Origin of the sequence: Citrobacter sp. C5_2, from assembly GCF_014596845.2 — a bacterium.
In the GTDB taxonomy this organism is placed as follows: Bacteria; Pseudomonadota; Gammaproteobacteria; order Enterobacterales; family Enterobacteriaceae; genus Citrobacter; species Citrobacter werkmanii.
Window position 1 is genome coordinate 697,866 of the sequence record NZ_CP115032.1, and the last position, 22,763, is coordinate 720,628.

Sequence of the window (22,763 nt, forward strand, 5' to 3'; positions counted from 1 at the left end):
CCTTATTGATCAGAATGCCTGACGGAAGATCCCGGCAATTTCTTTCTCGTTCCCTTTACGCGGGTTGGAGAAGGCATTGCCGTCTTTCAGCGCCATTTCCGCCATATACGGGAAATCGGCTTCTTTGACGCCCAGTTCGCGCAGATGCTGCGGAATACCGATATCGGCAGAGAGGCGAGCGATGGCGTGAATCGCCAGTTCGGCGGCATCCATGGTGGACAGACCGTCGGTGTTCTCACCCATAAACTCCGCGATGTCGGCAAATTTCTCCGGATTAGCGATCAGGTTATAACGCGCCACGTGCGGCAGCAGTACGGCATTTGCTACGCCGTGCGGCATGTCGTACAGACCGCCAAGCTGATGCGCCATCGCGTGAACGTAGCCAAGGTTGGCGTTGTTGAAGGCCATACCCGCCAGCAAAGAGGCATAGGCCATGTTTTCACGAGCTTTCAGGTTGCTGCCCAGCGCTACGGCCTGGCGCAAATTACGGGCGATCAGACGAATTGCCTGGATAGCGGCGGCGTCGGTAACCGGGTTGGCATCTTTTGAAATATAGGCCTCAACAGCGTGGGTCAGGGCGTCCATCCCGGTCGCTGCGGTCAGTGGCGCAGGTTTGCCGAGCATCAGCAGCGGGTCATTAATAGAGACTGAAGGCAGGTTGCGCCAGCTGACAATCACAAACTTCACTTTGGTTTTGGTATTGGTCAGCACGCAGTGGCGGGTGACTTCGCTGGCGGTACCGGCGGTGGTATTCACCGCGACGATCGGCGGCAGCGGATTGGTCAGGGTTTCAATCCCGGCATAGCTATAGAGATCGCCTTCGTGCGTCGCCGCGATACCGATGCCTTTACCGCAGTCATGCGGACTACCACCGCCGACGGTAACGATAATATCGCATTGCTCCTTACGAAAAACTTCCAGACCGTCGCGCACGTTGGTGTCTTTGGGGTTTGGCTCGACGCCGTCAAACACCACCACGTCAATACCGGCTTCACGCAGATGTTCGAGGGTTTTATCAACCGCGCCGTCCTTAATGGCTCGCAGACCTTTATCAGTCACCAGCAGCGCTTTTTTACCGCCCAACAGTTTGCAGCGTTCGCCCACGACGGAAATAGCATTCGGGCCAAAAAAGTTCACATTTGGCACCAGGTAATCAAACATACGATAGCTCATAATTTACCTTCTTAGATTTAAATTATAATTCAGAAAAACAATCCAGTGCGGTTTGCGCTAATAACATGTCTTGTTCGACAGTACCGCCACTTACGCCGACAGCACCGATTAATTTATCGTTTAACATGACAGGTAAGCCGCCGCCAAAAATAACGATCCGCTGTTGATTCGTTAGCTGTAAACCATATAGTGACGCACCCGGTTGTACCGCGTCGGTAATTTCATGGGTCCCCTGGCGCAGACAGCAGGCGGTATACGCTTTATTAAGAGAAATATCACAGCTGGTGACAAACGCGTCGTCCATGCGTTGCATCAGCAGCGTGTTTCCGCCGCGATCCACCACGGAAAAGACCACCGGCACGTTGATCTCAGACGCTTTAGCCTCGACGGCCTGCGCCATTTTTTTCGCAGCCGCCAGCGTAATGGTGGCGATTGGTTGGCTCTTATTCACAGTTTCTCCTGAAAATAGTGTAGGGCTGAGGTCACGAAAATATCGCGAGACAGCTATTTTTTATCATTGGGTTTGGCTTTATTTTGTCGCCACGCGTTATTAAGTCAATAGGGTGAGAATTTCAAAAATATTAATTTGATTTTGCGTATCGGCATTTATTGATAATGATCATTTAACTTCGTCACAATTCTCTCCGGCTATTCCTGAGAACCGTTTCAATATGGAACGATGAATTTTTATTACGTGCCAAATTGGAACGAAATTAATTTTATTTTTTTATTGCTGTGCTCATTTAGAGTTCGGCCATTGCTGATGAAAGGCGAATGCCGGGTGGTGTGTCCCCGGCAATACGGCCCGGCGTCCCTATTTTTTATCTTTTGAGTCCATAAACTATGAGAAGATCAAAACGATTCGAAGTGCTTGCGAAGCGCCCTGTAAATCAGGATGGGCTGATTGGCGAATGGCCTGAAGAGGGGCTGATCGCCATGGAAAGCCCCTACGATCCGGCTTCGTCGGTGAAGGTAGAGAATGGTCGTATTGTTGAGCTGGACGGCAAGAGCCGCGCCGAGTTCGACATGATTGACCGTTTTATTGCCGACTACGCGATTAACGAGGCTGAAACTGAACGGGCAATGCGGCTCGACGCGCTGGAGATCGCCAGAATGCTGGTGGATATCCACGTCAGCCGGGAAGAGATTGTTGCTATTACCACCGCCATCACGCCGGCGAAAGCGGTGGAGGTGATGGCGCAAATGAACGTGGTGGAAATGATGATGGCGCTGCAAAAAATGCGCGCCAGACGCACGCCGTCCAACCAGTGCCATGTCACCAACCTGAAAGATAACCCGGTACAGATTGCCGCCGATGCGGCTGAAGCGGGGATCCGTGGTTTTTCAGAACAGGAAACCACGGTCGGCATCGCCCGCTATGCGCCGTTTAACGCCCTGGCGCTGCTGGTCGGTTCCCAGTGCGGTCGTCCTGGCGTGCTCACGCAATGTTCCGTTGAGGAGGCGACGGAGCTGGAGCTGGGGATGCGCGGGTTAACCAGCTACGCCGAAACGGTATCGGTATACGGTACAGAGTCGGTGTTTACCGACGGCGATGATACGCCGTGGTCCAAAGCGTTTCTCGCCTCGGCCTATGCGTCTCGCGGGCTGAAAATGCGTTACACCTCCGGCACCGGTTCGGAAGCGCTGATGGGCTATTCCGAGAGTAAATCGATGCTCTATCTGGAGTCGCGCTGCATCTTTATCACCAAAGGCGCGGGTGTACAGGGGCTGCAAAACGGCGCGGTCAGCTGTATCGGCATGACCGGCGCAGTGCCGTCGGGGATCCGCGCGGTGCTGGCGGAAAACCTGATTGCCTCGATGCTCGACCTTGAAGTGGCCTCCGCCAATGACCAGACCTTTTCCCACTCAGATATTCGCCGTACCGCCCGTACCCTGATGCAAATGCTGCCGGGTACCGACTTTATCTTCTCCGGCTATAGCGCCGTGCCGAACTACGACAACATGTTTGCCGGGTCGAACTTCGACGCGGAAGACTTCGATGATTACAACATTCTGCAACGCGATCTAATGGTGGACGGTGGTCTGCGTCCTGTAACCGAAGAAGAAACCATCGCCATCCGTAACAAGGCGGCGCGCGCCATTCAGGCGGTGTTCCGCGAACTGGGTCTGCCGTTGATTAGCGATGAGGAAGTTGAGGCCGCCACTTACGCTCACGGCAGCAAGGATATGCCTGCGCGCAATGTGGTGGAAGATCTGGCCGCCGTGGAAGAGATGATGAAGCGCAATATCACCGGGCTGGATATCGTCGGCGCGCTAAGCCGTAGCGGCTTCGAAGATATCGCCAGTAACATCCTCAATATGCTGAGACAGCGCGTCACCGGTGATTACCTGCAAACGTCGGCCATTCTGGATCGCCAGTTTGAGGTGGTCAGCGCCGTTAACGACATTAATGATTATCAGGGACCAGGCACCGGCTATCGCATCTCCGCCGAGCGCTGGGCGGAAATTAAAAATATCGCGGGCGTGGTTCAGCCTGGCTCAATTGAATAAGGCGGTACACTGTGGAATGCACAACTGAACGTAAGCCGGTTTTCACCTTGCAGGTAAGCGAAGGCGAGGCGGCTACAGCGGACGAACGCGTAGATGAAGTGGTGATTGGCGTCGGTCCGGCCTTTGATAAGTATCAGCACAAAACCCTGATTGATATGCCGCATAAGGCGATTCTTAAAGAGCTGGTGGCAGGGATTGAAGAAGAGGGGCTGCATGCGCGGGTAGTGAGAATTCTGCGCACCTCGGACGTTTCTTTTATGGCGTGGGATGCGGCCAATCTCAGCGGTTCCGGCATCGGGATTGGTATCCAGTCGAAAGGAACCACGGTGATTCATCAGCGCGATCTGCTACCGCTGAGTAATCTGGAGCTGTTCTCTCAGGCTCCGCTGCTGACGCTGGAAACCTATCGCCAGATCGGTAAAAACGCCGCGCGCTATGCACGCAAAGAGTCGCCTTCGCCGGTGCCGGTGGTCAATGACCAGATGGTGCGCCCTAAATTTATGGCCAAGGCCGCGCTGTTTCACATCAAAGAAACCAAACACGTGGTGCAGGATGCTGCACCCGTCACGCTGCATATTGCACTGGTAAGGGAATGACCATGAACAACAATATCATGACCGCGCAGGATTACCCATTAGCCACCCGCTGCCCGGAGAAAATCCAGACGCCTGGCGGGAAACCGTTAACCGACATTACTCTTGAGAATGTGCTGGCAGGCAAGGTCGGGCCGCAGGATGTGCGTATTTCTCAGCAAACGCTGGAGTACCAGGCGCAGATTGCCGAACAGATGCAACGTCACGCCGTGGCGCGCAATTTCCGTCGCGCGGCGGAGCTGATTGCCATCCCGGATGCTCGTATTCTGGAGATCTATAATGCGCTACGTCCGTTTCGTTCTTCATTCGCGGAGCTACAGGCGATTGCCGATGAGCTGGAGCACACCTGGCATGCCACGGTGAACGCCGCTTTTGTCCGCGAGTCGGCAGAGGTGTATCAGCAGAGAAACAAGCTGCGTAAAAGCAGCCAGTGACGGAGGGCGCATGCCGTTAATCGCCGGGATTGATATCGGCAACGCCACCACCGAAGTGGCGTTGGCGCAACATGGACGGTTTATTGCCAGCGGAATTGTCGCCACCACGGGCATGAAAGGGACGCGGGACAACATTGCCGGGGTGGTGACCTCCCTGCAGCAGGCACTGGATAAAACGCCGTGGTCGCTTCAGGACGTGGCGAAAATCTGCATCAATGAGGCCGCGCCGGTGATTGGCGATGTGGCGATGGAAACCATCACTGAAACCATCATTACGGAATCGACAATGATTGGCCATAACCCGCAGACGCCGGGGGGCGTCGGCGTGGGGATGGGAACCACCATCAGCGTGGATAAGCTGGCATCACTGAGCGAAGATCGCTTTGCGCAGGGCTGGATCCCGCTGGTGGGCGAAGAGATTGATTTCCTCGAAGCGGTCTGGCTCATCAATGAGGCGCTGGATCGTGGGATCAACGTGGTGGCGGCGATCCTGAAAAAAGATGATGGCGTGCTGGTGAACAATCGCCTGCGTCGGGCAATGCCGGTGGTCGATGAAGTGACGCTACTGGAGAAGGTTCCGGAAGGTGTGCTGGCGGCGGTGGAAGTGGCGGCTGCAGGGCAGGTGGTGCGGGTATTGTCGAATCCTTACGGCATCGCGACCTTTTTTGCCCTGACGCCGGAGGAAACGCAAACCATCGTCCCTATCGCCAGAGCGCTGATTGGCAACCGCTCCGCTGTGGTGCTGAAAACGCCGCAGGGTGATGTGCAGTCGCGCACGATCCCGGCGGGTAAGATCTTTATTCGTGGCGAAAAGCGCGGCGGTGAAGCCGACGTAGCGCAAGGCGCGCAAGCCATTATGCAGGCGATGAGCGCCTGCGCGCCCGTGTGCGATATTCGCGGTGAAGCAGGTACGCACGCGGGTGGGATGCTTGAGCGGGTGCGTAAGGTGATGGCCTCGCTGACCGGTCATGACATGAACGCCGTGCATATTCAGGATCTTCTGGCGGTGGATACGTTTATTCCCCGCGAGGTGCAGGGTGGCATTGCCGGTGAATGCTCAATGGAGAACGCCGTTGGCATTGCGGCGATGGTGAAATCTGACCGCTTACAGATGCAGGCTATCGCCAGCGAACTGAGCGCGCGGTTAAACACGCCCGTGGAGGTGGGGGGGGTGGAAGCCAACATGGCCGTGGCTGGCGCGTTAACGACGCCCGGATGCGCCGCGCCGCTGGCGATCCTCGATTTAGGCGCAGGATCCACCGATGCCGCCATTATTAATAGCGACGGCGTAGTGAAGGCGGTACATCTTGCCGGGGCGGGGAATATGGTCAGCCTGCTAATTCAAACGGAACTGGGCTTAAGCGATCCGTTTTTAGCAGAGGAAATTAAAAAATACCCGCTGGCCAAAGTGGAGAGCCTGTTCAGCATTCGCCACGAGAACGGCGCGGTGGAGTTTTTTCGTGAACCGCTCAGCCCGTCAGTATTTGCCAAAGTGGTGTATCTGAAAGACGGCGAGCTGATCCCGGTTGATAACCAGACCTCGCTGGAGAAGATTCGTCTGGTGCGTCGTCAGGCCAAAGAGAAAGTTTTTGTCACCAACTGTCTGCGTGCGTTACGCCAGGTATCACCTGGCGGCTCCATTCGCGATATCACTTTTGTGGTGCTGGTAGGCGGTTCATCGCTGGATTTTGAAATTCCGCAGATGATCACCGATGCGCTGGCGCATTACGGCGTTGTCGCCGGGCAGGGCAACATCCGTGGCACTGAAGGCCCGCGCAATGCGGTGGCGACTGGGCTGGTTTTAGCCGGAGAAGCAAAAAAATAGCGCAGAAAACAGCCGCGCAAGCGTTTAGCTGCGGGGTAAGTCAAAGAAAGGCGATGTTCTCTTTGATATCCCGGCGGAGTTGGGTACATAGTATCAAGGTGTCTCTCACGTGGTTAATTTTAAGGATAAGAGCATGCCAACAGCAATTGAGAAAGCCTTGGATTTTATTGGTGGTATGAACACTTCGGCGTCAGTACCCCATTCAATGGATGAAAGCACCGCTAAGGGAATTCTAAAGTATTTGCATGACTTAGGTGTGCCAGCGAGTCCGGAAGTTGTGATGGCACGGGGTGAGCAGGAGGGATGGAATCCTGAGTTCACGAAAAAAGTGGCCGGATGGGCAGAAAAAGTTGCCTCCGGTAACCGCATCCTTATCAAAAACCCAGAGTATTTTTCAACCTACATGCAGGAGCAGCTCAAAGAACTCGTGTGAGCTGACTATCGAATAAAACGCTAACGGACGTTTCCATCTCCGGATGGCGGCGTCCAGAAGGGTTGCCACATGCTGCTTATTGGGCAGACATATCTAAACGAAAGATTAATAAAAAAGGACCTGCGCTTTCTCGCAAGTCCTTGATATTTGGTGGCCCCTGCTGGACTTGAACCAGCGACCAAGCGATTATGAGTCGCCTGCTCTAACCACTGAGCTAAGGGGCCGTGGCGGTGGATTATAAAGTAACTCCGCGTCGCAATCCAGACATAAGCGTACGGATGCTGATTTTATAAACAATGTATTATCAGTCCGTTATACTGTTACTCTGATGTATTGTTCGGAGTAATTATGGTTAAGGACATACTGGCACCAGGGCTGCGGGTGGTGTTTTGCGGCATCAATCCGGGGCTATCTTCCGCAGGTACAGGGTTCCCCTTTGCGCATCCCGCTAATCGCTTCTGGAAGGTCATCCATCAGGCGGGATTTACCGATCGCCAACTGAAGCCAGAAGAGGCGCAACACCTGCTGGATTTCCGCTGTGGCGTGACTAAATTTGTCGACAGGCCAACGGTGCAGGCTAATGAAGTGAAGCTACAGGGGATGCGTAGCGGTGGCCGTAAGCTTATTGAAAAGATTGATGACTATCAGCCCGCCGCGCTGGCGATTCTTGGCAAGCAGGCGTTCGAGCAAGGCTTCAGTCAGCGCGGAGCGCAGTGGGGAAAGCAGACGCTGACCATTGGCGCGACGCAGATTTGGGTATTGCCAAATCCCAGCGGATTGAGCCGGATAACACTGGATAAGCTGGTGGAGGCGTATCGTGAGCTGGATGACGCCCTGGTCATGCGCGGGATGTAAATAAAAACGCCACCTTGCGGTGGCGTTTGAACTTATACGGCGAGATTAATCGTCGAGGAAGCTACGCAGCACTTCAGAACGGCTCGGGTGGCGCAGTTTACGCAGCGCCTTCGCTTCGATCTGACGGATACGTTCGCGGGTAACGTCGAACTGTTTACCCACTTCTTCCAGCGTGTGGTCGGTGTTCATATCGATACCGAAACGCATACGCAGAACTTTCGCTTCACGAGCGGTCAGGCCAGCCAGAACGTCGTGCGTTGCGGCACGCAGGCTCTCGGTAGTGGCAGAGTCCAGCGGCAGCTCGAGGGTGGTATCCTCGATGAAATCACCCAGATGCGAATCTTCATCGTCGCCGATCGGCGTTTCCATGGAGATAGGCTCTTTGGCGATCTTCAGCACTTTACGGATCTTGTCTTCCGGCATCAGCATGCGTTCAGCCAGCTCTTCCGGCGTCGGCTCACGGCCCATCTCTTGCAGCATCTGACGGGAAATACGGTTGAGCTTGTTAATGGTCTCAATCATATGCACCGGAATACGGATGGTACGCGCCTGATCCGCGATAGAGCGGGTAATTGCCTGACGGATCCACCAGGTTGCGTAGGTGGAGAACTTGTAACCACGACGGTATTCAAACTTATCAACCGCTTTCATCAGACCGATGTTGCCTTCCTGAATCAGATCCAGGAACTGCAGACCACGGTTGGTGTATTTCTTGGCGATAGAGATAACCAGACGTAAGTTCGCTTCAACCATCTCTTTTTTCGCACGACGGGCTTTCGCCTCACCGATGGACATGCGACGGTTGATATCTTTGACCTGCTCGATGGTCAGGCCGGTTTCTTCTTCAATCTGCTGCAGTTTCTGCAGGCCGCGGTGAACGTCATCTGCCACGTCGTGCAGTTTTTCAGACCACGGTTTGTTCATCGCGATTGCCGCGTTGAACCAGGTTTCGCTGGTTTCATTGCCAGTGAACAGAGTGATGAAGTTTTTCTTCGGCATTTTGCACTGCTCAACGCAGAGCTTCATGATCAGACGTTCCTGAGTACGCACGCGGTCCATCATGACGCGCATGCTGTTTACCAGGTAGTCGAACTGCTTCGGCACCAGGCGGAACTGTTTGAACACTTCAGACAGCTTCTGAATTTCTTCCTGCGCGGCAGCATGGCTGCGGCCTTTGGCCTTGATCGTGTCGCGGGTGATTTCGTACTGGGTACGCAGCTCAGCGAATTTTTCACGCGCTAATTCAGGGTCGATGCTGTTGTCGTCATCGCTGCTGTCGTCGTCATCTTCTTCATCTTCGTCTTCATCTTCATCCATCTCTTCTTGAGAGAGTTCAGAACCGACGTGGGTCGCCGTTGGCGCCATGTCTTCTTCCGCGTTAGGATCGACAAAGCCGGTGATGAGATCGGACAGACGCGCTTCTTCAGCTTCTACGCGATCGTATTGCTCAAGCAGATAGGTGATGGCTTCCGGGTATTCAGCAACGGAGCATTGAACCTGGTTAATCCCGTCTTCGATGCGCTTAGCGATGTCGATTTCGCCTTCACGGGTTAACAGTTCAACGGTACCCATTTCACGCATGTACATGCGGACCGGGTCAGTTGTACGGCCGATTTCGGACTCAACGCTGGACAGAACCTGGGCAGCCGCTTCTTCCGCGTCTTCATCGGTGCTGTTGGAGGTTTCAGCAAGCAGCAGATCATCGGCATCAGGTGCTTCTTCCATCACCTGAATACCCATGTCATTGATCATTTGGATGATGTCTTCGATTTGATCTGAATCGACGATATCTTCCGGCAGATGGTCATTGACCTCGGCATAGGTCAGATAGCCTTGCTCCTTACCACGTTGGACAAGAAGCTTCAGCTGTGACTGCGGGTTTTGCTCCATAAGACGGTATCCACACTTAATTCGTTTGATTGGTGTTGGGCGGTAAAACCGCCAACGGCAAAACGAGGGCATACTTATATTTTGCCGCTGCCTCTCCGTGCGGCTGTCGGGGGCTTCCCGATCGATATTCGGCAGTTAAGCCGTTAAATACTTCATCTTTCACGTTGTCTCTGCGTTAGCTGCGTTCTCTCTTCCTGGTCATGTACTTATGTACACTCCCAGGCGTTCGTTCACTTGCTGCCTTGATACAACGCGAATGATTTTGTCTTTGTTTTGTCTTTCTCTTATTTCTTGGCCAGTTCCTGGTTCAGCGTCCAGAGTTCCCGGCGTTCTTCGCTGCTTAAACCGTGTGTGCGCTCACGAGCTATCAACTCTTCCTGGCGCAGTTCAAGCATCGAATCAAACATATGGTTGAGTGAGTCGGTGAAGGTTTTTTCTGCGATATCTTTATCTGCTATATCGTCCCACATCGACAGTTTTTCAAGGGTTGCAGCATCATTTGTGCCACGATAGTGCTCTAAAAGTTGGCCGGTGGTCAGGCCTGGCTGAGCCAGACAAGTGTTGACCAGTTCTCTGAATAAGCCAAGTCCAGGCAGCTTATTGCTGTCCAGCGCGCCTAACGGCGGAACCAGCGGAGCAAGGTCCGGGTTTTGTACCAGCAACCCTATAAGTATACGCATGGTCGTACGTTTTAGCTGTGGAACAGGGCGGGAAGCGCCATTTTCTGCCAGTTTTGGCATTAAACGTTCAAGCTGGCTGTCATCCAGAATGCCGAGCTTGTTTCCCAACTCCTGTCGCAGATAAATGCGCAACGTTTCGCCCGGCACCTGAGTGATCAGTGGCAGCGCCAGCGTGCTGAGCTGCGCGCGTCCGTCCGGGGTACTTAAATCTACCTGTGGCAACAGGCTATTAAATAAAAACGCGGAGAGCGGCAACGCCTGCTCCATCCGGGCTTCGAAAGCCTCTTTCCCTTCTTTACGCACTAACGTATCGGGATCTTCGCCATCAGGTAAAAACATAAAGCGTAGCTGGCGGCCGTCTGTCATATAAGGCAGTGCGGTTTCCAGCGCGCGCCATGCTGCGTCGCGTCCGGCACGGTCGCCGTCGTAGCAGCAAATCACGTTGTTCGTCGCGCGAAACAACAGTTGGATGTGATCGGCGGTAGTTGACGTCCCAAGGGATGCCACGGCGTAGTTAATGCCGTATTGCGCCAGCGCCACCACATCCATATAACCTTCCACCACTAACAGGCGCTGCGGATCGGCGTTATCCTGCTGGGCTTCATAAAGGCCATACAGCTGGCGACCTTTATGGAAAATATCGGTTTCCGGGGAGTTCAGATACTTCGGCAGGGCATCGCCCAGCACGCGTCCACCAAAACCAATGACCCGACCACGTTTGTCGCGGATGGGGAACATCACCCGTTCGCGAAAACGATCGTAACTGCGTCCCTGATCGTTGGTGACCAACATCCCCGCATCGACCAACGATTTGCGATTCTCAGCATTGCCGCCAAACCGTTTCAGGACGTTATCCCAGCCGGGGGGGGCAAAACCAATAGCAAAACGGGTGATAACGTCGCTACTTAATCCTCGCTTTTCCAGGTACTGGCGCGCAGGGGTAGCGGCGGGCTGCATCAAAGACTGTTGATAAAAAGTGTTCAGGCCGTCCATCAATTGATAAAGGCTTTGCCGTTGATGGCGCTCTATCTGACTGGGGCCACTGCCTGCTTCATAGGGCACTTCAAGGTTGTGCATTGCGGCCAGTTCTTCGACGGTTTCCACAAACTCGAGCTTGTCGTAGTTCATGAGAAAGTCGACGGCGTTGCCATGCGCGCCACACCCAAAGCAGTGATAAAACTGTTTTTCACCGTTTACGGTGAAAGAGGGGGTTTTTTCGTTATGGAACGGACAGCACGCGTGATAATTTTTGCCCTGCTTTTTCAGCTTTACCCGCGCGTCGATGAGATCGACGATGTCGGTTCTTGCCAGCAGGTCATTAATAAATACACGTGGGATTCGTCCAGCCATATGCCCCGTTATTACACTTCATCCTTCAAACTGTCTCTGCGTTGGCTGCACTCGCTCACCCCTGTCACTTACTTAAGTAAGCTCCGGGGATTCACTCACTTGCCGCCTTGATACAGTGTGAATGATTTTGTGTAATTGCTGATGTATAAACGAAAACAAGCCGCGCATTCCTTCCGGAAGCACGGCCTTACAACTACAACTCAGTCTGAATTGAGAGCTTTAGCTCTCAATGGATTAGTACAGACGAGTACGGCGTGCGTTTTCGCGAGCCAGTTTCTTCGCGTGACGTTTCACAGCAGAAGCTTTAGCGCGCTTACGTTCGGTAGTCGGTTTTTCATAGAACTCACGACGACGAACTTCCGCCAGAACACCTGCTTTTTCGCATGAACGCTTGAAGCGACGCAGTGCTACGTCGAACGGCTCGTTTTCACGTACTTTAATTACCGGCATGTAACTCTCACCTTTAATAAATTCGGTTTGCCGCTGGCATCAACGCCAGCTTATTTCAAAATGGTGCGGAATTTTACTGCAATTGCTGCTGCTTTGTAAAGCACCCACGCGATTTTGAAAGGGACTTTTATAAGGACAAGGAGTATACACGAGGCATGCGCCTGGGGCGAACAAAGTTTTACATCAACCCGCATTGGTCCTACACTGCGCGGTAATAGAGCGAGGTAAAACAAGTCATGCGTGTACTGGGTATTGAAACATCCTGCGATGAAACCGGCATCGCCATTTACGACGATGAAAAAGGTCTTTTAGCCAACCAATTGTATAGTCAGGTGAAATTACACGCTGACTACGGCGGCGTAGTGCCAGAACTGGCCTCGCGCGATCACGTACGTAAAACCGTACCGCTGATTCAGGCCGCGCTGAAAGAAGCGGGACTCACGGCAAAAGAGATCGATGCGGTGGCGTACACCGCAGGTCCTGGTCTGGTTGGCGCGCTGCTGGTCGGCGCAACCGTAGGACGTTCGCTGGCGTTCGCCTGGGGCGTGCCGGCAATTCCTGTGCACCACATGGAAGGGCATTTGCTGGCGCCGATGCTGGAAGAGAATCCTCCTGCTTTTCCGTTCGTCGCGCTGCTGGTTTCCGGTGGGCACACGCAACTGATTAGCGTCACTGGTATCGGTCAGTATGAATTACTGGGTGAATCGATTGATGACGCGGCAGGTGAAGCGTTCGACAAAACCGCCAAGCTGCTGGGGCTGGATTATCCTGGCGGCCCAATGCTGTCTAAGCTGGCGTCACAGGGTGTGGAAAAACGCTTTGTCTTCCCGCGTCCGATGACCGACCGTCCGGGGCTGGATTTCAGCTTCTCCGGCCTGAAAACCTTCGCCGCGAATACGATTCGTAATAACGAAAATGACGATCAAACGCGTGCAGATATCGCCCGTGCCTTTGAAGATGCGGTGGTTGATACGCTGATGATCAAGTGCAAACGCGCGCTGGATCAAACCGGTTTTAAACGTCTGGTGATGGCGGGGGGCGTGAGCGCTAACCGCACGCTGCGCGCAAAACTGGCCGAAATGATGCAAAAACGCCGCGGCGAAGTGTTCTATGCGCGCCCGGAATTTTGTACCGACAACGGGGCGATGATCGCCTACGCGGGGATGGTGCGTTTTAAAGCGGGCGCAACGGCGGATCTTGGCGTGACCGTGCGTCCACGCTGGCCGCTGGCGGAATTACCGGCGGCGTGAGTTTTTTGCCCGGTGGTGGCTTTGCTTACCGGGCCAACAAAACCGTAGGCCGGGTCAGGCGAAGCCGCCACCCGGCGATAAACCGCGCTACACCCGCAACATTCCTTTCTCTTCCAGAAACGCAATAATCGTCGCCAGACCGTCGCCCGCCTTCAGGTTAGTAAACGTCCACGGACGCTCGCCGCGCATGCGCAGGGTATCGCGTTCCATCACCTCCAGCGAAGCGCCTACGTAAGGGGCCAGATCGGTTTTGTTGATCACCAGAAAATCGGATTTGGTGATCCCCGGCCCGCCTTTACGCGGGATCTTCTCGCCTTCGGCAACGTCGATCACGTAGATCGTCAGATCCGCTAATTCCGGGCTGAAGGTGGCGCTCAGGTTATCGCCGCCGCTTTCCACAAAAATCAGATCCAGGTTGCCGAATTTCTCGCTCAGCGCTTCGACCGCGGCCAGATTCATCGACGCATCTTCGCGGATGGCGGTATGTGGACAGCCGCCAGTTTCCACACCAACTATTCTGTCCGGTTCCAGGGCACCTGCTTCGGTGAGAATGCGCTGATCTTCTTTGGTATAGATATCGTTAGTCACGACCGCCAGTTGATAGCTGCTGCGCATGGCTTTGCATAACGCTTCCAGCAGCGCTGTTTTGCCGGAGCCAACCGGGCCGCCAACGCCCACGCGCAGGGGATGCTTGTAATCACTCATTTTTTCTCCTCAGGAACGGAATAAGCGGGAATATTGGGTTTCATGCCGGGCAGACGCGATGGCGGCTAACGGCGTTGCGGATCCGAGGCTGGCGTCAGGACACGCCAGCGCTTGTGCCAGACCTTGCGCGTAACGATCGCCAAGCGAAATAATCAACCGCTGCGCCGCCTGCTGGCCAAAGGGAACCAGTTTGACGCCTGCCATCACTGCGCTCTCAATCCAGCTGTAGCCGAGGCTTAATGCCAGATTCGTCAGGGGGATTTTCCAGCGTACGCCCAGCCAGGCCATGCCGCACAGCTGGCTGTCGGTAAAGAGCGTGCGCCATTCCCGGGAACAGTCTGGTTCCCAGTCGGTGACCAGCCGCGTAAAGGCGATGCCCCGGCTGCGTTCTTCATCCCGCAGTTCGCGGGTTTCCCGACAGGCCAGCAGGTAAGCTGTCCAGCGGCGCGCGGCGGCGAGATCGTCCTGCTCACAGGCGCGATACAATCTCGCCAGCAGCGGTAAGTCGACGGTAAAAAAGTTGTGCTCCATCTGCTGAATTTGCCAGTCAGAGAAGTCATCGACGCTTTTCACCCAGCCGATTTCCACCGCCCACTCCAGACCCTGAGACCAGGTAAACGATCCCACCGGGAGACTGCTGCTGGCGAGCTGCATCAGGCGCAGCTGTTGGGTGCTATGCATCAGTGCGCATGGCCGTGATGATGCCCGTGTGACTCGCTCGCATAGGCACCCGCTTCCGGCTCAAACGGCAACTGGGCAAACGCCACCTCGAGGTTAAACTGGCGCAGCATATCGTCCAGCACATGATCGTGGTGGTAGCGCAGCTCATCGGGCAGGATCTGCAATGGTACGTGGCGATTACCAAGGTGGTAACAGGCTTTGGCGAGCAAAAAAGGGTTGGCGCAGCGCACGACGGAAACCGACTCCGGCGCGGCGATCACTTCGATCACCTCGCGGCCATCGTCGGTAGTCAGCAGATCGCCGCCGCGTAACAGTAAACCGCGCGGTAGCATTAATCCGGCTTCGCGGCCATCGCTCAGTGCCACTCTGGCGCGGCTTTTTACGCGAACATCAATGGGTAGCGTGACGCTTGCGGTGACGCGGTGGGCGTGGTCAAGGCGTTGGGTCAGGTAGATCATCCTCACTCCTTAAAACAGGAAATAGCGTTGCGCCATCGGCAAAACGTCTGCCGGGTCGCTGGTAATCAGTTCACCGTCAATGCGTACCTCGTAGGTCTGGGCATCGACGGTGATATTAGGCTGCAGAGCGTTGTGGATCATGTCAGCCTTTTTTACCGTCCGGCAGCCTTTGACGACGGCGATAGCGCTTTGCAAATTAAGTTGCTGCGGGACGTTTTGCGCGTCGGCAGCCTGTGAAATAAAGGTTAGACGGGTGTGATGCCGCGCTGCGCCAAGCGCGCCGAACATCATGCGGTAATGCACCGGCTGCGGGGTAGGGATTGAGGCGTTGATATCACCCATCGGCGCGCAGGCGATCATCCCGCCCTTCACGATGGTCGCCGGTTTTACGCCAAAAAAGGCCGGCGACCACAGCACCAGGTCGGCCAGTTTACCGGGCTCAACCGAGCCGACTTCGTGGGCGATACCGTGGGTCAACGCCGGATTGATGGTGTACTTGGCGATGTAGCGTTTAACACGCTGATTGTCGTTGTCGCCGATTTCTTCTGCCAGCGGACCACGCTGAACCTTCATGCGGTGCGCCACCTGCCAGGTACGTAGGATCACTTCGCCCACGCGCCCCATCGCCTGTGAATCGGACGAGGTCAGGGAAAACGCGCCAATATCATGCAGCACATCCTCGGCAGCGATCGTTTCCCGGCGAATGCGCGATTCGGCGAAGGCGACGTCTTCAGCGATATCCGGATCGAGATGGTGGCAGACCATCAGCATGTCGAGATGCTCGTCGATGGTGTTGACGGTATAAGGCAGCGTCGGGTTGGTGGAGGAGGGCAAAATATTCGGATGTGCGCAGGCGGTGATGATATCCGGCGCATGGCCGCCACCTGCGCCTTCGGTATGGAAAGTATGAATGGTGCGATCGCCGATCGCTGCCAGCGTATCCTCAACAAAACCGGACTCATTGAGCGTGTCGCTGTGCAGCGCTACCTGGATGTCCATTTCGTCGGCCACGGTCAGCGCACAGTCGATAGCGGCAGGCGTGGCGCCCCAGTCTTCGTGGATCTTCAGGCCAATGGCGCCGGCAGTGACTTGCTCGCGCAGGGCGTCAGGGTTTGAACCATTGCCTTTGCCCAGCAAACCGATGTTAACCGGCAACGTGTCTGCCGCCTGCAGCATGCGGGCGATGTACCACGGGCCCGGCGTGCAGGTGGTGGCATTGGTGCCTGCGGCCGGACCAGTACCGCCGCCGATCATCGTCGTCACGCCTGAAACCAGCGCTTCTTGCGCCTGCTGCGGGCAGATCCAGTGAATATGCGTATCTACGCCGCCCGCGGTGACGATCTTGCCTTCTCCGGCGATGACTTCTGTTCCTACGCCTATCGGGATTGTGACATTGGGCTGAATATCGGGATTACCCGCTTTGCCGATGGCGAAGATCCTGCCATCTTTGATGCCGATATCCGCTTTGACGATCCCCCAGTGATCAACGATCAGTGCATTGGTTATCACCAGATCCACACACGCCTGGGCGCGCATTTGTCCCTGACCCATACCGTCGCGGATCACTTTTCCGCCGCCGAATTTGACCTCTTCGCCGTAGGTGGTGAAGTCTTTTTCTACCTCGATCCACAGGTCAGTATCCGCCAGACGTACTTTATCGCCGGTGGTTGGGCCAAACATGTCGGCGTATGCCTGGCGGGAAATGTTACTCATTATCTGCCTCCAGCGCGCCCATCACTTCACTGCGAAAACCCACCATCCTTTGTGCGCCAGCGACGCGCACCAGTTCGACTTCGCGCTTTTGCCCTGGTTCAAAACGTACCGCTGTACCTGCGGCAATGTTAAGACGAAAGCCCCGCGTAGCTGCCCTGTCAAAGCGCAGCGCTGGGTTCACCTCGTAAAAGTGATAGTGCGATCCCACCTGGATGGGTCTGTCGCCGTGATTCTCCACTACGATCGTGCAGGTTTCGCGCCCCTGATTGATCGCAATGTTGCCTGCTGAGATCTGATACTCACCTGGGATCATTGCCGCTCCTTAGACGATCGGGTTGTGGACGGTGACCAGTTTCGAACCGTCCGGGAATGTGGCTTCAACCTGAATATCCGGGATCATCTCTGGTACGCCTTCCATCACCTGATCGCGACGCAGCACGTGACGCCCGTCTTCCATCAGCGCGGCCACGGTTTGCCCGTCGCGCGCCCCTTCCATAATGAAAGCGCTAATCAGCGCCACTGATTCCGGATAATTCAGCTTCAGCCCGCGGGCCAGGCGACGTTCTGCCACCAGCGCGGCGGTAAACAGCAACAGCTTGTCTTTTTCTCTGGGGGTCAGTTCCATAATGGGCCTCTTAGGTTTGCCAGATTCGCGGTAGCATGGGCGCTTTGTGTGTCAGCAGCGGGCGCAGAAATTGCCAGATGTCACGCATAACGCGCTGAACAATCAGGTTGTCGTTCGCCAGAAAGCGGATTGTCAGCAGCGAGTCGTTAAGCGTTGCCCCGGCATAATCCCCCAATGGCGTAAGCCGCTCGCGCGTTCCCTCCAGCATGTGTTCGTTGGCCGGGTAACACAGCAACGTACCAATCCAGGGATGATGTGCGACGCCGCTCAGATTCCCTGCCTGCACCTGCAAACGCTCTATCAGTAGCGGTTGCTCATCCCGCCACACTTCCAGACGGTTTTGTAGCGTGCCGTGGCTGAACGTTTCCTGCATGACAGGGCGTCCGAGACACAGCAGATCCCAGGCCAGCAAATGGCTTGCGGACGTCAGATGAAATACGGACTGGACGGTGGCATTAGCGCCGGGAAAGAAGATCGTATCCTGCGGCAGCCACTCCAGCGTGGCGTGCGGGGCGAGCGTGAAATGCTGGCGTAGCAACGCCTGCGGCCCACGGCTGCGATAAAATTTTCCCGCGCCGGGCTGAGTGATTAACGCATGGCTGTTTTCATCGAGTGATACGGAAATATGTAGCTCATCCCCGCCGACGATCCCGCCAGGTGGATGAAGCAAATAGAGGTGACATACCTCTTCTTCGGGATAAAACGGACGTTGAACCGTCAAAGGTCCATAGTGACGCGCCGAGGCGAGCACTGTTTTGTGCCCGGTGCGGGTAAAGTGCAGATCCAGTTCGGCCTGCCAGCCTCGTGTGAGTGTTTCGTGCGCCAGCGTGTCCAGAGCGTTTCCCTTATCAGCATGAGGGTGTTTGCGTACAAAAAAGTATGCCTCAGCGCATCGGGAAATCGATCATATGAGAAGCTTATGGATAAAGGGGCGACAAGACGTCGCCCCAATGGGATTTTACAGTAAAACGAGAGGCATCCAGACCAGACCGGTGATCACCAGCAGCACGAGGAAAATCAGGCCAAAAATAGCGCCCAGCCGCCAGTAGTCAACCGTTGGCAAATAGCCGCTGCCGTAGTAGATAGGGCTTGGGCCGGTGGCGTAGGGAGTCAGAATACTGCCCAGGCCAATAGCGGCGCCGACCATCAGGCAGAAGACTGGCAACGGGATTTCCGGCATCGCCAGCGCGGCGGCGATCATCATCGGCGCAAGGGCGGAGGTATACGCCGTGGCGCTGGCAAAGAAGTAGCGCAGTAAATAAAAGACCACGATGAGCGCCACCATCACCATTACCGGTGAATAGCCGCTCAGCCCGTTTGCCAGTAGCTTGCCGAACCAGGTAATAAAACCGGTGTTATTCAGCCCGGTCGCCAGGGTTATTAACGAGGCCAGCCAGAAAAAGACGTTCCATGCGGCTTTATTGCTGACGATGTCATCCCAACTGATGATGCGCAGTACCAGCATCAATGCCACCACGCTGTAACCGACCATTGCGGCGTCAATATAATCGCCACCGAAGATCCACAACACCAGCGCGCCGACCATCAGCCCGAGCATCTTTTTCTCACGTGCGCAGAGCGGTCCCATCGCTTTTAATTCTGTATCCGCCCAGCGCGGCACCTGATCGCCGGATTTCAGCACCGGCGGGTATAACACATATGCCAGCCAGGGCACGATCAGCACCAGTAAAATGCTCAGCGGCAGCATACCCAAGAACCAGTCGCCCCAACTGAGCGCCGTATGAGATGCGCCTTTCATCAGGCCGATCAGCAGCAGGTTCGGCGCCATCGCCGTTAAGAAAATCGCGCTGGTGACGCAGTCGGCGACAATGCCCATCCACATGATGTAGGAGCCAATAGAACGTGAACTGGCGTCATTGGGCTGTGAGTTATACAGCGGTGGCAGGTTGCGGATAATCGGGTAGATTATCCCGGCCCCGCGCGCGGAGTTGGAAGGCGTGACGGGGGCGAGGATAAGCTCGGAGAACATCACCGCGTAACCGAGGAATAACGTCCGGTGCCCCATCTTTTTCACTAACATCAGCGCGATACGCCGACCGAGACCGGTTTTCTCATAGCCGGTACCAAACATAAAGGCCGCGAAAATCAGCCAGATCACCGAGTTAGAAAAGCCAGAAACGGCCCACGACAGCGATTTGGCGGTAAATTTAAAACCGTCCTGCGCGAGTTGCTCCGGGCTGAACAGGATCCACGGTGAAAGTACGGCGATGATCGAAATACCAATCATCGCTACGACCGCGCCGGGTACAGGTTCCAGAATGAGCCCCACAATCACACCGGTAAAGACGGCAAAATAGAGCCAGGTGTGGCTCTCAAGACCGGTGGGGACGGGTAAAACAGCAATAATGGCGATGACCACCAGCGGAGCCAGGTATCGCCACCAACCAGCTAAAGGTGCCATTGTGATATCCCTGCGAAAGGGGAGAGGCTCTGTGCCTCTCCGGAAGGGTTATTTGATGTAGTGCACGTGCTCGCAAATCTCTTCCACGATGGGATCGCGGCGTTCAGCGAACAGTTTTTTGTTTTCGGCGATCAGGTTGTTGCCGTGGGTGTCGATGGACACAATCAGCGGGCCGAACTCTTTGACCCGGCATACCCACAAGGATTCCGGCATGCCCAGCTCCGTCCAGTGCACTTCTTCAATCTCTTCAACCTGAGTGGCCGCCAGTACGGCGCAACCTGCCGGGAAGATCACATGCAGCGCTTTGAACTGCTTGCAGCCTTCTTCTGTCAACGGTCCCATACCGCCTTTACCGACCACCAGCTTGACGCCGGTCTGCTCGATAAACTGTTTCTCAAAAGCTTCCATACGCATACTGGTGGTTGGACCGACGGAGACCATCTCCCATTTATCACCGTTCTTACGCACGATTGGGCCTGCGTGGAAAATAGCCTTGCCGTTCAGGTCATAAGGAATTGGGCGCTTCAGTTCGATCAGGCGACGGTGGCACACGTCGCGGCAGGTCACCAGCGTACCGCTCAGGTAAATGACATCGCCAACGCGAATATCTTCCAGATCTTCGGCTTTAATCGGGGTGGTGAGGATCTTTTTCATAACGCGCTCCGGGTGTGAGACAGATTTTCGAAGGAGAGATCAGCATGAACCAACAGCGTGCCGCGACGGTGCGCCCAGCAGCCGGTGGAAACAGCAACGCCGATAGTCGACGGGTGGCGCGCGGCGGATTCGATATGCACGCCCATCACGGAGCTATTGCCGGTCAACCCCTGCGGACCAATGCCCAGGCGGTTAAGCCCTTCTTCCAGACGCAGTTCCAGTTCGGCCGCTTTTGGGTTGGGATGACGTGAGCCGATAGGACGCAGCACCGCTTTACGGGAGAGCACTGCGGCAGTTTCTACTGAGGTGGCAATGCCTACGCCCACCAGCACCGGCGGGCAGGCGTTAACGGCCAACGTGGAGATATTTTCGAAGACAAATTTCACTACGCCTTCGTAGCCTTCTGAAGGCATTAACACTTTCGAGCGTCCTGGCAGGGTACAGCCGCCGCCTGCCATGTAGACTTCGATTTCCGCGTCATCATTATCAGGAATGATGTCCCAGGTAACCCACGGCACACCGGTGCCGGTATTTTTGCCGGTATTCACTTCGTCAAAAATCTCTACCGCGTTATGGCGCAGCGGCGCTTTGACCGTGGCGTCTTCAACGGCTTGTTTCAGGATGCTTTGCAGCTCACCCAACAGCGGAAAACGGGAACCGACCTTTACAAAGAACATAATCTCGCCGGTGTCCTGGCAGGCCGGACGGTTCAGATCAATCGCCTTCTGCATGTTGTCAAACATGGTGTGGTAGATGATTTTACCCATCGGCGAGTCTTCGCCTTCCCGCAGCTGTTTTAATTTATCCACCACGTCGTCGGGCATACGGGTAGAAATCATGGCGGTAAAGTTCGCGACAATGTTTGTCAGCGTATTTATCGCATTTTGGTTATTTTGATTGCTCATCTTGTAAACTCCAGTTCTTTTATTTTCTGGAAATAAATTCTCCGCCACAAACTATCACTAAAAGTGTGGTTTTATATTATTTGCCACTGTGAATATCCAATTAACAGTTCGTGAATGATGTCCAGGTAAGGCAATAAAAATTGCGCAAAGGCAGGGTTTAATACGCGTGAGGGAATTACACTGCGGTTAACAACATTACGGATATACCGATCATGCTGAACACCTATCCCCTGGCGAAAGACCTGCAGGTGCTGGTTGAAATTGTTCATAGCGGCAGCTTTAGCGCCGCTGCCGCCACGCTGGGGCAGACGCCTGCGTTTGTGACAAAACGTATTCAAATTCTCGAATCCACGATGGGGACGACGTTGCTCAACCGCTCTGCGCGCGGCGTGGTGTTAACTGAGAGCGGTCAGCGTTGCTATGAACATGCTCAGGCGATCCTCGCGGGCTACCAGCATCTGGTTGATGACGTCACGCAAATCAAAACGCGCCCGGCGGGGATGATTCGTATCGGCTGTAGCTTTGGCTTTGGGCGCAGCTATATTGCGCCGGCCATTACCGAACTGATGCATAGTTATCCTGAGTTACAGGTGCATTTTGAGCTTTACGATCGGCAAATTGATTTGGCGCAGGATAATATCGATTTAGATATTCGTATTAATGATGAAATCCCTGATTATTATATTGCGCATTTGTTAACGAAAAACAAAAGAATATTGTGTGCGGCCCCGACCTATTTACAAAAATATGGCGAGCCGATGACGCTACAGGAATTAAGTCGGCACGATTGTCTGGTCACCAAAGAACGCGATATGACCCACGGAGTGTGGGAACTGGATAACGGTCAGGAGAAAAAATCGGTCAAGGTAGCCGGGCATCTTTCATCGAACAGCGGTGAGATTGTGTTGCAGTGGGCGCTGCAGGGAAAAGGGATCATGTTGCGTTCCGAATGGGACGTACAACCGTTTCTGGCAAGCGGTGAACTGGTGCGTGTACTTCCGGACTATGCACAGAGCGCCAATATCTGGGCGGTTTATCAGGAGCCGCTGTATCGCAGCGTGAAGCTTCGCGTGTGCGTGGAGTTTCTGGCGACGTGGTGCCAGCACAGATTAGGCAAGCCAGTGGAAGGGTATCAAATCCCGTAGGTTGCAGGCCG

At 54.9% G+C, this 22,763-nt stretch carries 23 protein-coding genes and 1 tRNA gene; 8 read left to right on the forward strand and 16 right to left on the reverse strand.

Annotation, left to right across the window (positions count from 1 at the left end; translation table 11 throughout):
- Positions 1–9: 9 nt before the first annotated feature.
- Positions 10–1,173: a 1,3-propanediol dehydrogenase gene (gene dhaT, locus ICA20_RS03430; protein ID WP_038634024.1), complete on the reverse strand. Its 1,164-nt coding sequence runs from the start codon at positions 1,171–1,173 to the stop codon at positions 10–12.
- Positions 1,174–1,195: 22 nt separating this feature from the next.
- Positions 1,196–1,624: a heme-binding protein gene (locus ICA20_RS03435; RefSeq protein WP_038634020.1), complete on the reverse strand. Its 429-nt coding sequence runs from the start codon at positions 1,622–1,624 to the stop codon at positions 1,196–1,198.
- Between the two features lie 392 nt (positions 1,625–2,016).
- On the opposite strand from ICA20_RS03435, the gene ICA20_RS03440 reads away from it, so the two are divergent.
- The 5 genes from ICA20_RS03440 (at position 2,017) to ICA20_RS03460 (ending at position 6,969) form a co-directional block, all read left to right on the forward strand.
- Positions 2,017–3,684 (forward strand): propanediol/glycerol family dehydratase large subunit, encoded by a 1,668-nt coding sequence (locus ICA20_RS03440; protein WP_038634017.1) that lies wholly within the window; start codon positions 2,017–2,019, stop codon positions 3,682–3,684.
- An 11-nt stretch (positions 3,685–3,695) separates the two neighbouring features.
- A complete protein-coding gene (locus ICA20_RS03445) occupies positions 3,696–4,280 on the forward strand; it encodes a propanediol/glycerol family dehydratase medium subunit (RefSeq protein WP_038634014.1) in 585 nt (194 codons plus the stop codon).
- 2 nt (positions 4,281–4,282) lie between these two features.
- Positions 4,283–4,711, forward strand: coding sequence for a diol dehydratase small subunit (locus tag ICA20_RS03450; protein ID WP_038634011.1), 429 nt, complete (start codon positions 4,283–4,285; stop codon positions 4,709–4,711).
- A 10-nt stretch (positions 4,712–4,721) separates the two neighbouring features.
- Entirely contained in the window at positions 4,722–6,536 is a 1,815-nt protein-coding gene (locus ICA20_RS03455) for a diol dehydratase reactivase subunit alpha (protein ID WP_038634008.1), read from the forward strand.
- A 109-nt stretch (positions 6,537–6,645) separates the two neighbouring features.
- Positions 6,646–6,969 (forward strand): DUF1889 family protein, encoded by a 324-nt coding sequence (locus ICA20_RS03460; protein WP_001573898.1) that lies wholly within the window; start codon positions 6,646–6,648, stop codon positions 6,967–6,969.
- 148 nt (positions 6,970–7,117) lie between these two features.
- Here the strand turns inward: ICA20_RS03460 and ICA20_RS03465 are convergent.
- Positions 7,118–7,193, reverse strand: a tRNA-Ile gene (locus ICA20_RS03465).
- A 124-nt stretch (positions 7,194–7,317) separates the two neighbouring features.
- Here ICA20_RS03465 and mug point away from each other — a divergent pair.
- Positions 7,318–7,824, forward strand: a complete 507-nt coding sequence (gene mug, locus ICA20_RS03470) for a G/U mismatch-specific DNA glycosylase (protein WP_038634003.1) — start codon at positions 7,318–7,320, stop codon at positions 7,822–7,824.
- A gap of 45 nt (positions 7,825–7,869) precedes the next feature.
- Here mug and rpoD read toward each other — a convergent pair whose 3' ends face one another.
- The 3 genes from rpoD to rpsU all read right to left on the reverse strand — a co-directional run bounded on the left by rpoD (position 7,870) and on the right by rpsU (position 12,194).
- On the reverse strand, positions 7,870–9,714 hold the full coding sequence (gene rpoD, locus ICA20_RS03475) for an RNA polymerase sigma factor RpoD (protein WP_038634001.1): 1,845 nt from the start codon (positions 9,712–9,714) through the stop codon (positions 7,870–7,872).
- A 284-nt stretch (positions 9,715–9,998) separates the two neighbouring features.
- Positions 9,999–11,744 (reverse strand): DNA primase, encoded by a 1,746-nt coding sequence (dnaG, locus tag ICA20_RS03480; protein ID WP_038633998.1) that lies wholly within the window; start codon positions 11,742–11,744, stop codon positions 9,999–10,001.
- 234 nt (positions 11,745–11,978) lie between these two features.
- Positions 11,979–12,194 (reverse strand): 30S ribosomal protein S21, encoded by a 216-nt coding sequence (gene rpsU / locus ICA20_RS03485; RefSeq protein WP_001144069.1) that lies wholly within the window; start codon positions 12,192–12,194, stop codon positions 11,979–11,981.
- A gap of 236 nt (positions 12,195–12,430) precedes the next feature.
- Between rpsU and tsaD the strand changes: the two genes are divergently transcribed.
- Positions 12,431–13,444 (forward strand): tRNA (adenosine(37)-N6)-threonylcarbamoyltransferase complex transferase subunit TsaD, encoded by a 1,014-nt coding sequence (gene tsaD, locus ICA20_RS03490; protein ID WP_038633989.1) that lies wholly within the window; start codon positions 12,431–12,433, stop codon positions 13,442–13,444.
- Between the two features lie 87 nt (positions 13,445–13,531).
- On the opposite strand, the gene ureG is transcribed toward tsaD, so the two are convergent.
- The 10 genes from ureG to ttdA form a co-directional block, all read right to left on the reverse strand.
- Positions 13,532–14,149 (reverse strand): urease accessory protein UreG, encoded by a 618-nt coding sequence (gene ureG, locus ICA20_RS03495; protein ID WP_038633986.1) that lies wholly within the window; start codon positions 14,147–14,149, stop codon positions 13,532–13,534.
- A 9-nt stretch (positions 14,150–14,158) separates the two neighbouring features.
- Positions 14,159–14,830 (reverse strand): urease accessory protein UreF, encoded by a 672-nt coding sequence (locus ICA20_RS03500; protein ID WP_038633984.1) that lies wholly within the window; start codon positions 14,828–14,830, stop codon positions 14,159–14,161.
- On the reverse strand, positions 14,830–15,288 hold the full coding sequence (gene ureE, locus ICA20_RS03505; protein WP_038633981.1) for an urease accessory protein UreE: 459 nt from the start codon (positions 15,286–15,288) through the stop codon (positions 14,830–14,832). Before ureE ends, ICA20_RS03500 begins: the two co-directional genes overlap by 1 nt.
- Before the next feature lie 9 nt (positions 15,289–15,297).
- The gene (gene ureC / locus ICA20_RS03510; protein WP_038633978.1) at positions 15,298–17,001 is read right to left on the reverse strand and encodes an urease subunit alpha; all 1,704 of its coding nucleotides are present in this window, start codon (positions 16,999–17,001) and stop codon (positions 15,298–15,300) included.
- Positions 16,994–17,314 (reverse strand): urease subunit beta, encoded by a 321-nt coding sequence (locus ICA20_RS03515; RefSeq protein WP_038633976.1) that lies wholly within the window; start codon positions 17,312–17,314, stop codon positions 16,994–16,996. The genes ureC and ICA20_RS03515 overlap by 8 nt, the downstream gene beginning before the upstream one ends.
- A gap of 9 nt (positions 17,315–17,323) precedes the next feature.
- On the reverse strand, positions 17,324–17,626 hold the full coding sequence (locus tag ICA20_RS03520; RefSeq protein ID WP_003024678.1) for an urease subunit gamma: 303 nt from the start codon (positions 17,624–17,626) through the stop codon (positions 17,324–17,326).
- Positions 17,627–17,636: 10 nt separating this feature from the next.
- A complete protein-coding gene (locus tag ICA20_RS03525; protein ID WP_207212957.1) occupies positions 17,637–18,461 on the reverse strand; it encodes an urease accessory protein UreD in 825 nt (274 codons plus the stop codon).
- A gap of 123 nt (positions 18,462–18,584) precedes the next feature.
- Positions 18,585–20,048, reverse strand: a complete 1,464-nt coding sequence (locus ICA20_RS03530; RefSeq protein ID WP_038633970.1) for an anion permease — start codon at positions 20,046–20,048, stop codon at positions 18,585–18,587.
- Between the two features lie 48 nt (positions 20,049–20,096).
- Positions 20,097–20,702, reverse strand: a complete 606-nt coding sequence (gene ttdB, locus ICA20_RS03535; protein ID WP_038633968.1) for a L(+)-tartrate dehydratase subunit beta — start codon at positions 20,700–20,702, stop codon at positions 20,097–20,099.
- The gene (gene ttdA, locus ICA20_RS03540) at positions 20,699–21,607 is read right to left on the reverse strand and encodes a L(+)-tartrate dehydratase subunit alpha (protein ID WP_038633966.1); all 909 of its coding nucleotides are present in this window, start codon (positions 21,605–21,607) and stop codon (positions 20,699–20,701) included. Before ttdA ends, ttdB begins: the two co-directional genes overlap by 4 nt.
- Positions 21,608–21,819: 212 nt before the next feature.
- Here ttdA and ICA20_RS03545 point away from each other — a divergent pair, with 212 nt between their 5' ends.
- A complete protein-coding gene (locus tag ICA20_RS03545) occupies positions 21,820–22,752 on the forward strand; it encodes a LysR family transcriptional regulator (RefSeq protein WP_038633963.1) in 933 nt (310 codons plus the stop codon).
- The last annotated feature ends 11 nt before the right edge of the window (positions 22,753–22,763 follow it).

Coding starts and splice junctions, on each gene's coding strand:
- mug (WP_038634003.1), top strand. CDS start 7,318: ATGGTTAAGGACATACTGGCACCAGGGCTGCGGGTGGTGTTTTGCGGC.
- ICA20_RS03450 (WP_038634011.1), top strand. CDS start 4,283: ATGAACAACAATATCATGACCGCGCAGGATTACCCATTAGCCACCCGC.
- rpsU (WP_001144069.1), bottom strand. CDS start 12,194: ATGCCGGTAATTAAAGTACGTGAAAACGAGCCGTTCGACGTAGCACTG.
- ICA20_RS03545 (WP_038633963.1), top strand. CDS start 21,820: ATGCTGAACACCTATCCCCTGGCGAAAGACCTGCAGGTGCTGGTTGAA.
- ttdB (WP_038633968.1), bottom strand. CDS start 20,702: ATGAAAAAGATCCTCACCACCCCGATTAAAGCCGAAGATCTGGAAGAT.
- ttdA (WP_038633966.1), bottom strand. CDS start 21,607: ATGAGCAATCAAAATAACCAAAATGCGATAAATACGCTGACAAACATT.
- ICA20_RS03455 (WP_038634008.1), top strand. CDS start 4,722: ATGCCGTTAATCGCCGGGATTGATATCGGCAACGCCACCACCGAAGTG.
- ICA20_RS03500 (WP_038633984.1), bottom strand. CDS start 14,830: ATGCATAGCACCCAACAGCTGCGCCTGATGCAGCTCGCCAGCAGCAGT.
- ICA20_RS03515 (WP_038633976.1), bottom strand. CDS start 17,314: ATGATCCCAGGTGAGTATCAGATCTCAGCAGGCAACATTGCGATCAAT.
- ICA20_RS03440 (WP_038634017.1), top strand. CDS start 2,017: ATGAGAAGATCAAAACGATTCGAAGTGCTTGCGAAGCGCCCTGTAAAT.
- rpoD (WP_038634001.1), bottom strand. CDS start 9,714: ATGGAGCAAAACCCGCAGTCACAGCTGAAGCTTCTTGTCCAACGTGGT.
- ureG (WP_038633986.1), bottom strand. CDS start 14,149: ATGAGTGATTACAAGCATCCCCTGCGCGTGGGCGTTGGCGGCCCGGTT.
- dnaG (WP_038633998.1), bottom strand. CDS start 11,744: ATGGCTGGACGAATCCCACGTGTATTTATTAATGACCTGCTGGCAAGA.
- ICA20_RS03530 (WP_038633970.1), bottom strand. CDS start 20,048: ATGGCACCTTTAGCTGGTTGGTGGCGATACCTGGCTCCGCTGGTGGTC.
- ureC (WP_038633978.1), bottom strand. CDS start 17,001: ATGAGTAACATTTCCCGCCAGGCATACGCCGACATGTTTGGCCCAACC.
- tsaD (WP_038633989.1), top strand. CDS start 12,431: ATGCGTGTACTGGGTATTGAAACATCCTGCGATGAAACCGGCATCGCC.
- ICA20_RS03520 (WP_003024678.1), bottom strand. CDS start 17,626: ATGGAACTGACCCCCAGAGAAAAAGACAAGCTGTTGCTGTTTACCGCC.
- ureE (WP_038633981.1), bottom strand. CDS start 15,288: ATGATCTACCTGACCCAACGCCTTGACCACGCCCACCGCGTCACCGCA.
- dhaT (WP_038634024.1), bottom strand. CDS start 1,173: ATGAGCTATCGTATGTTTGATTACCTGGTGCCAAATGTGAACTTTTTT.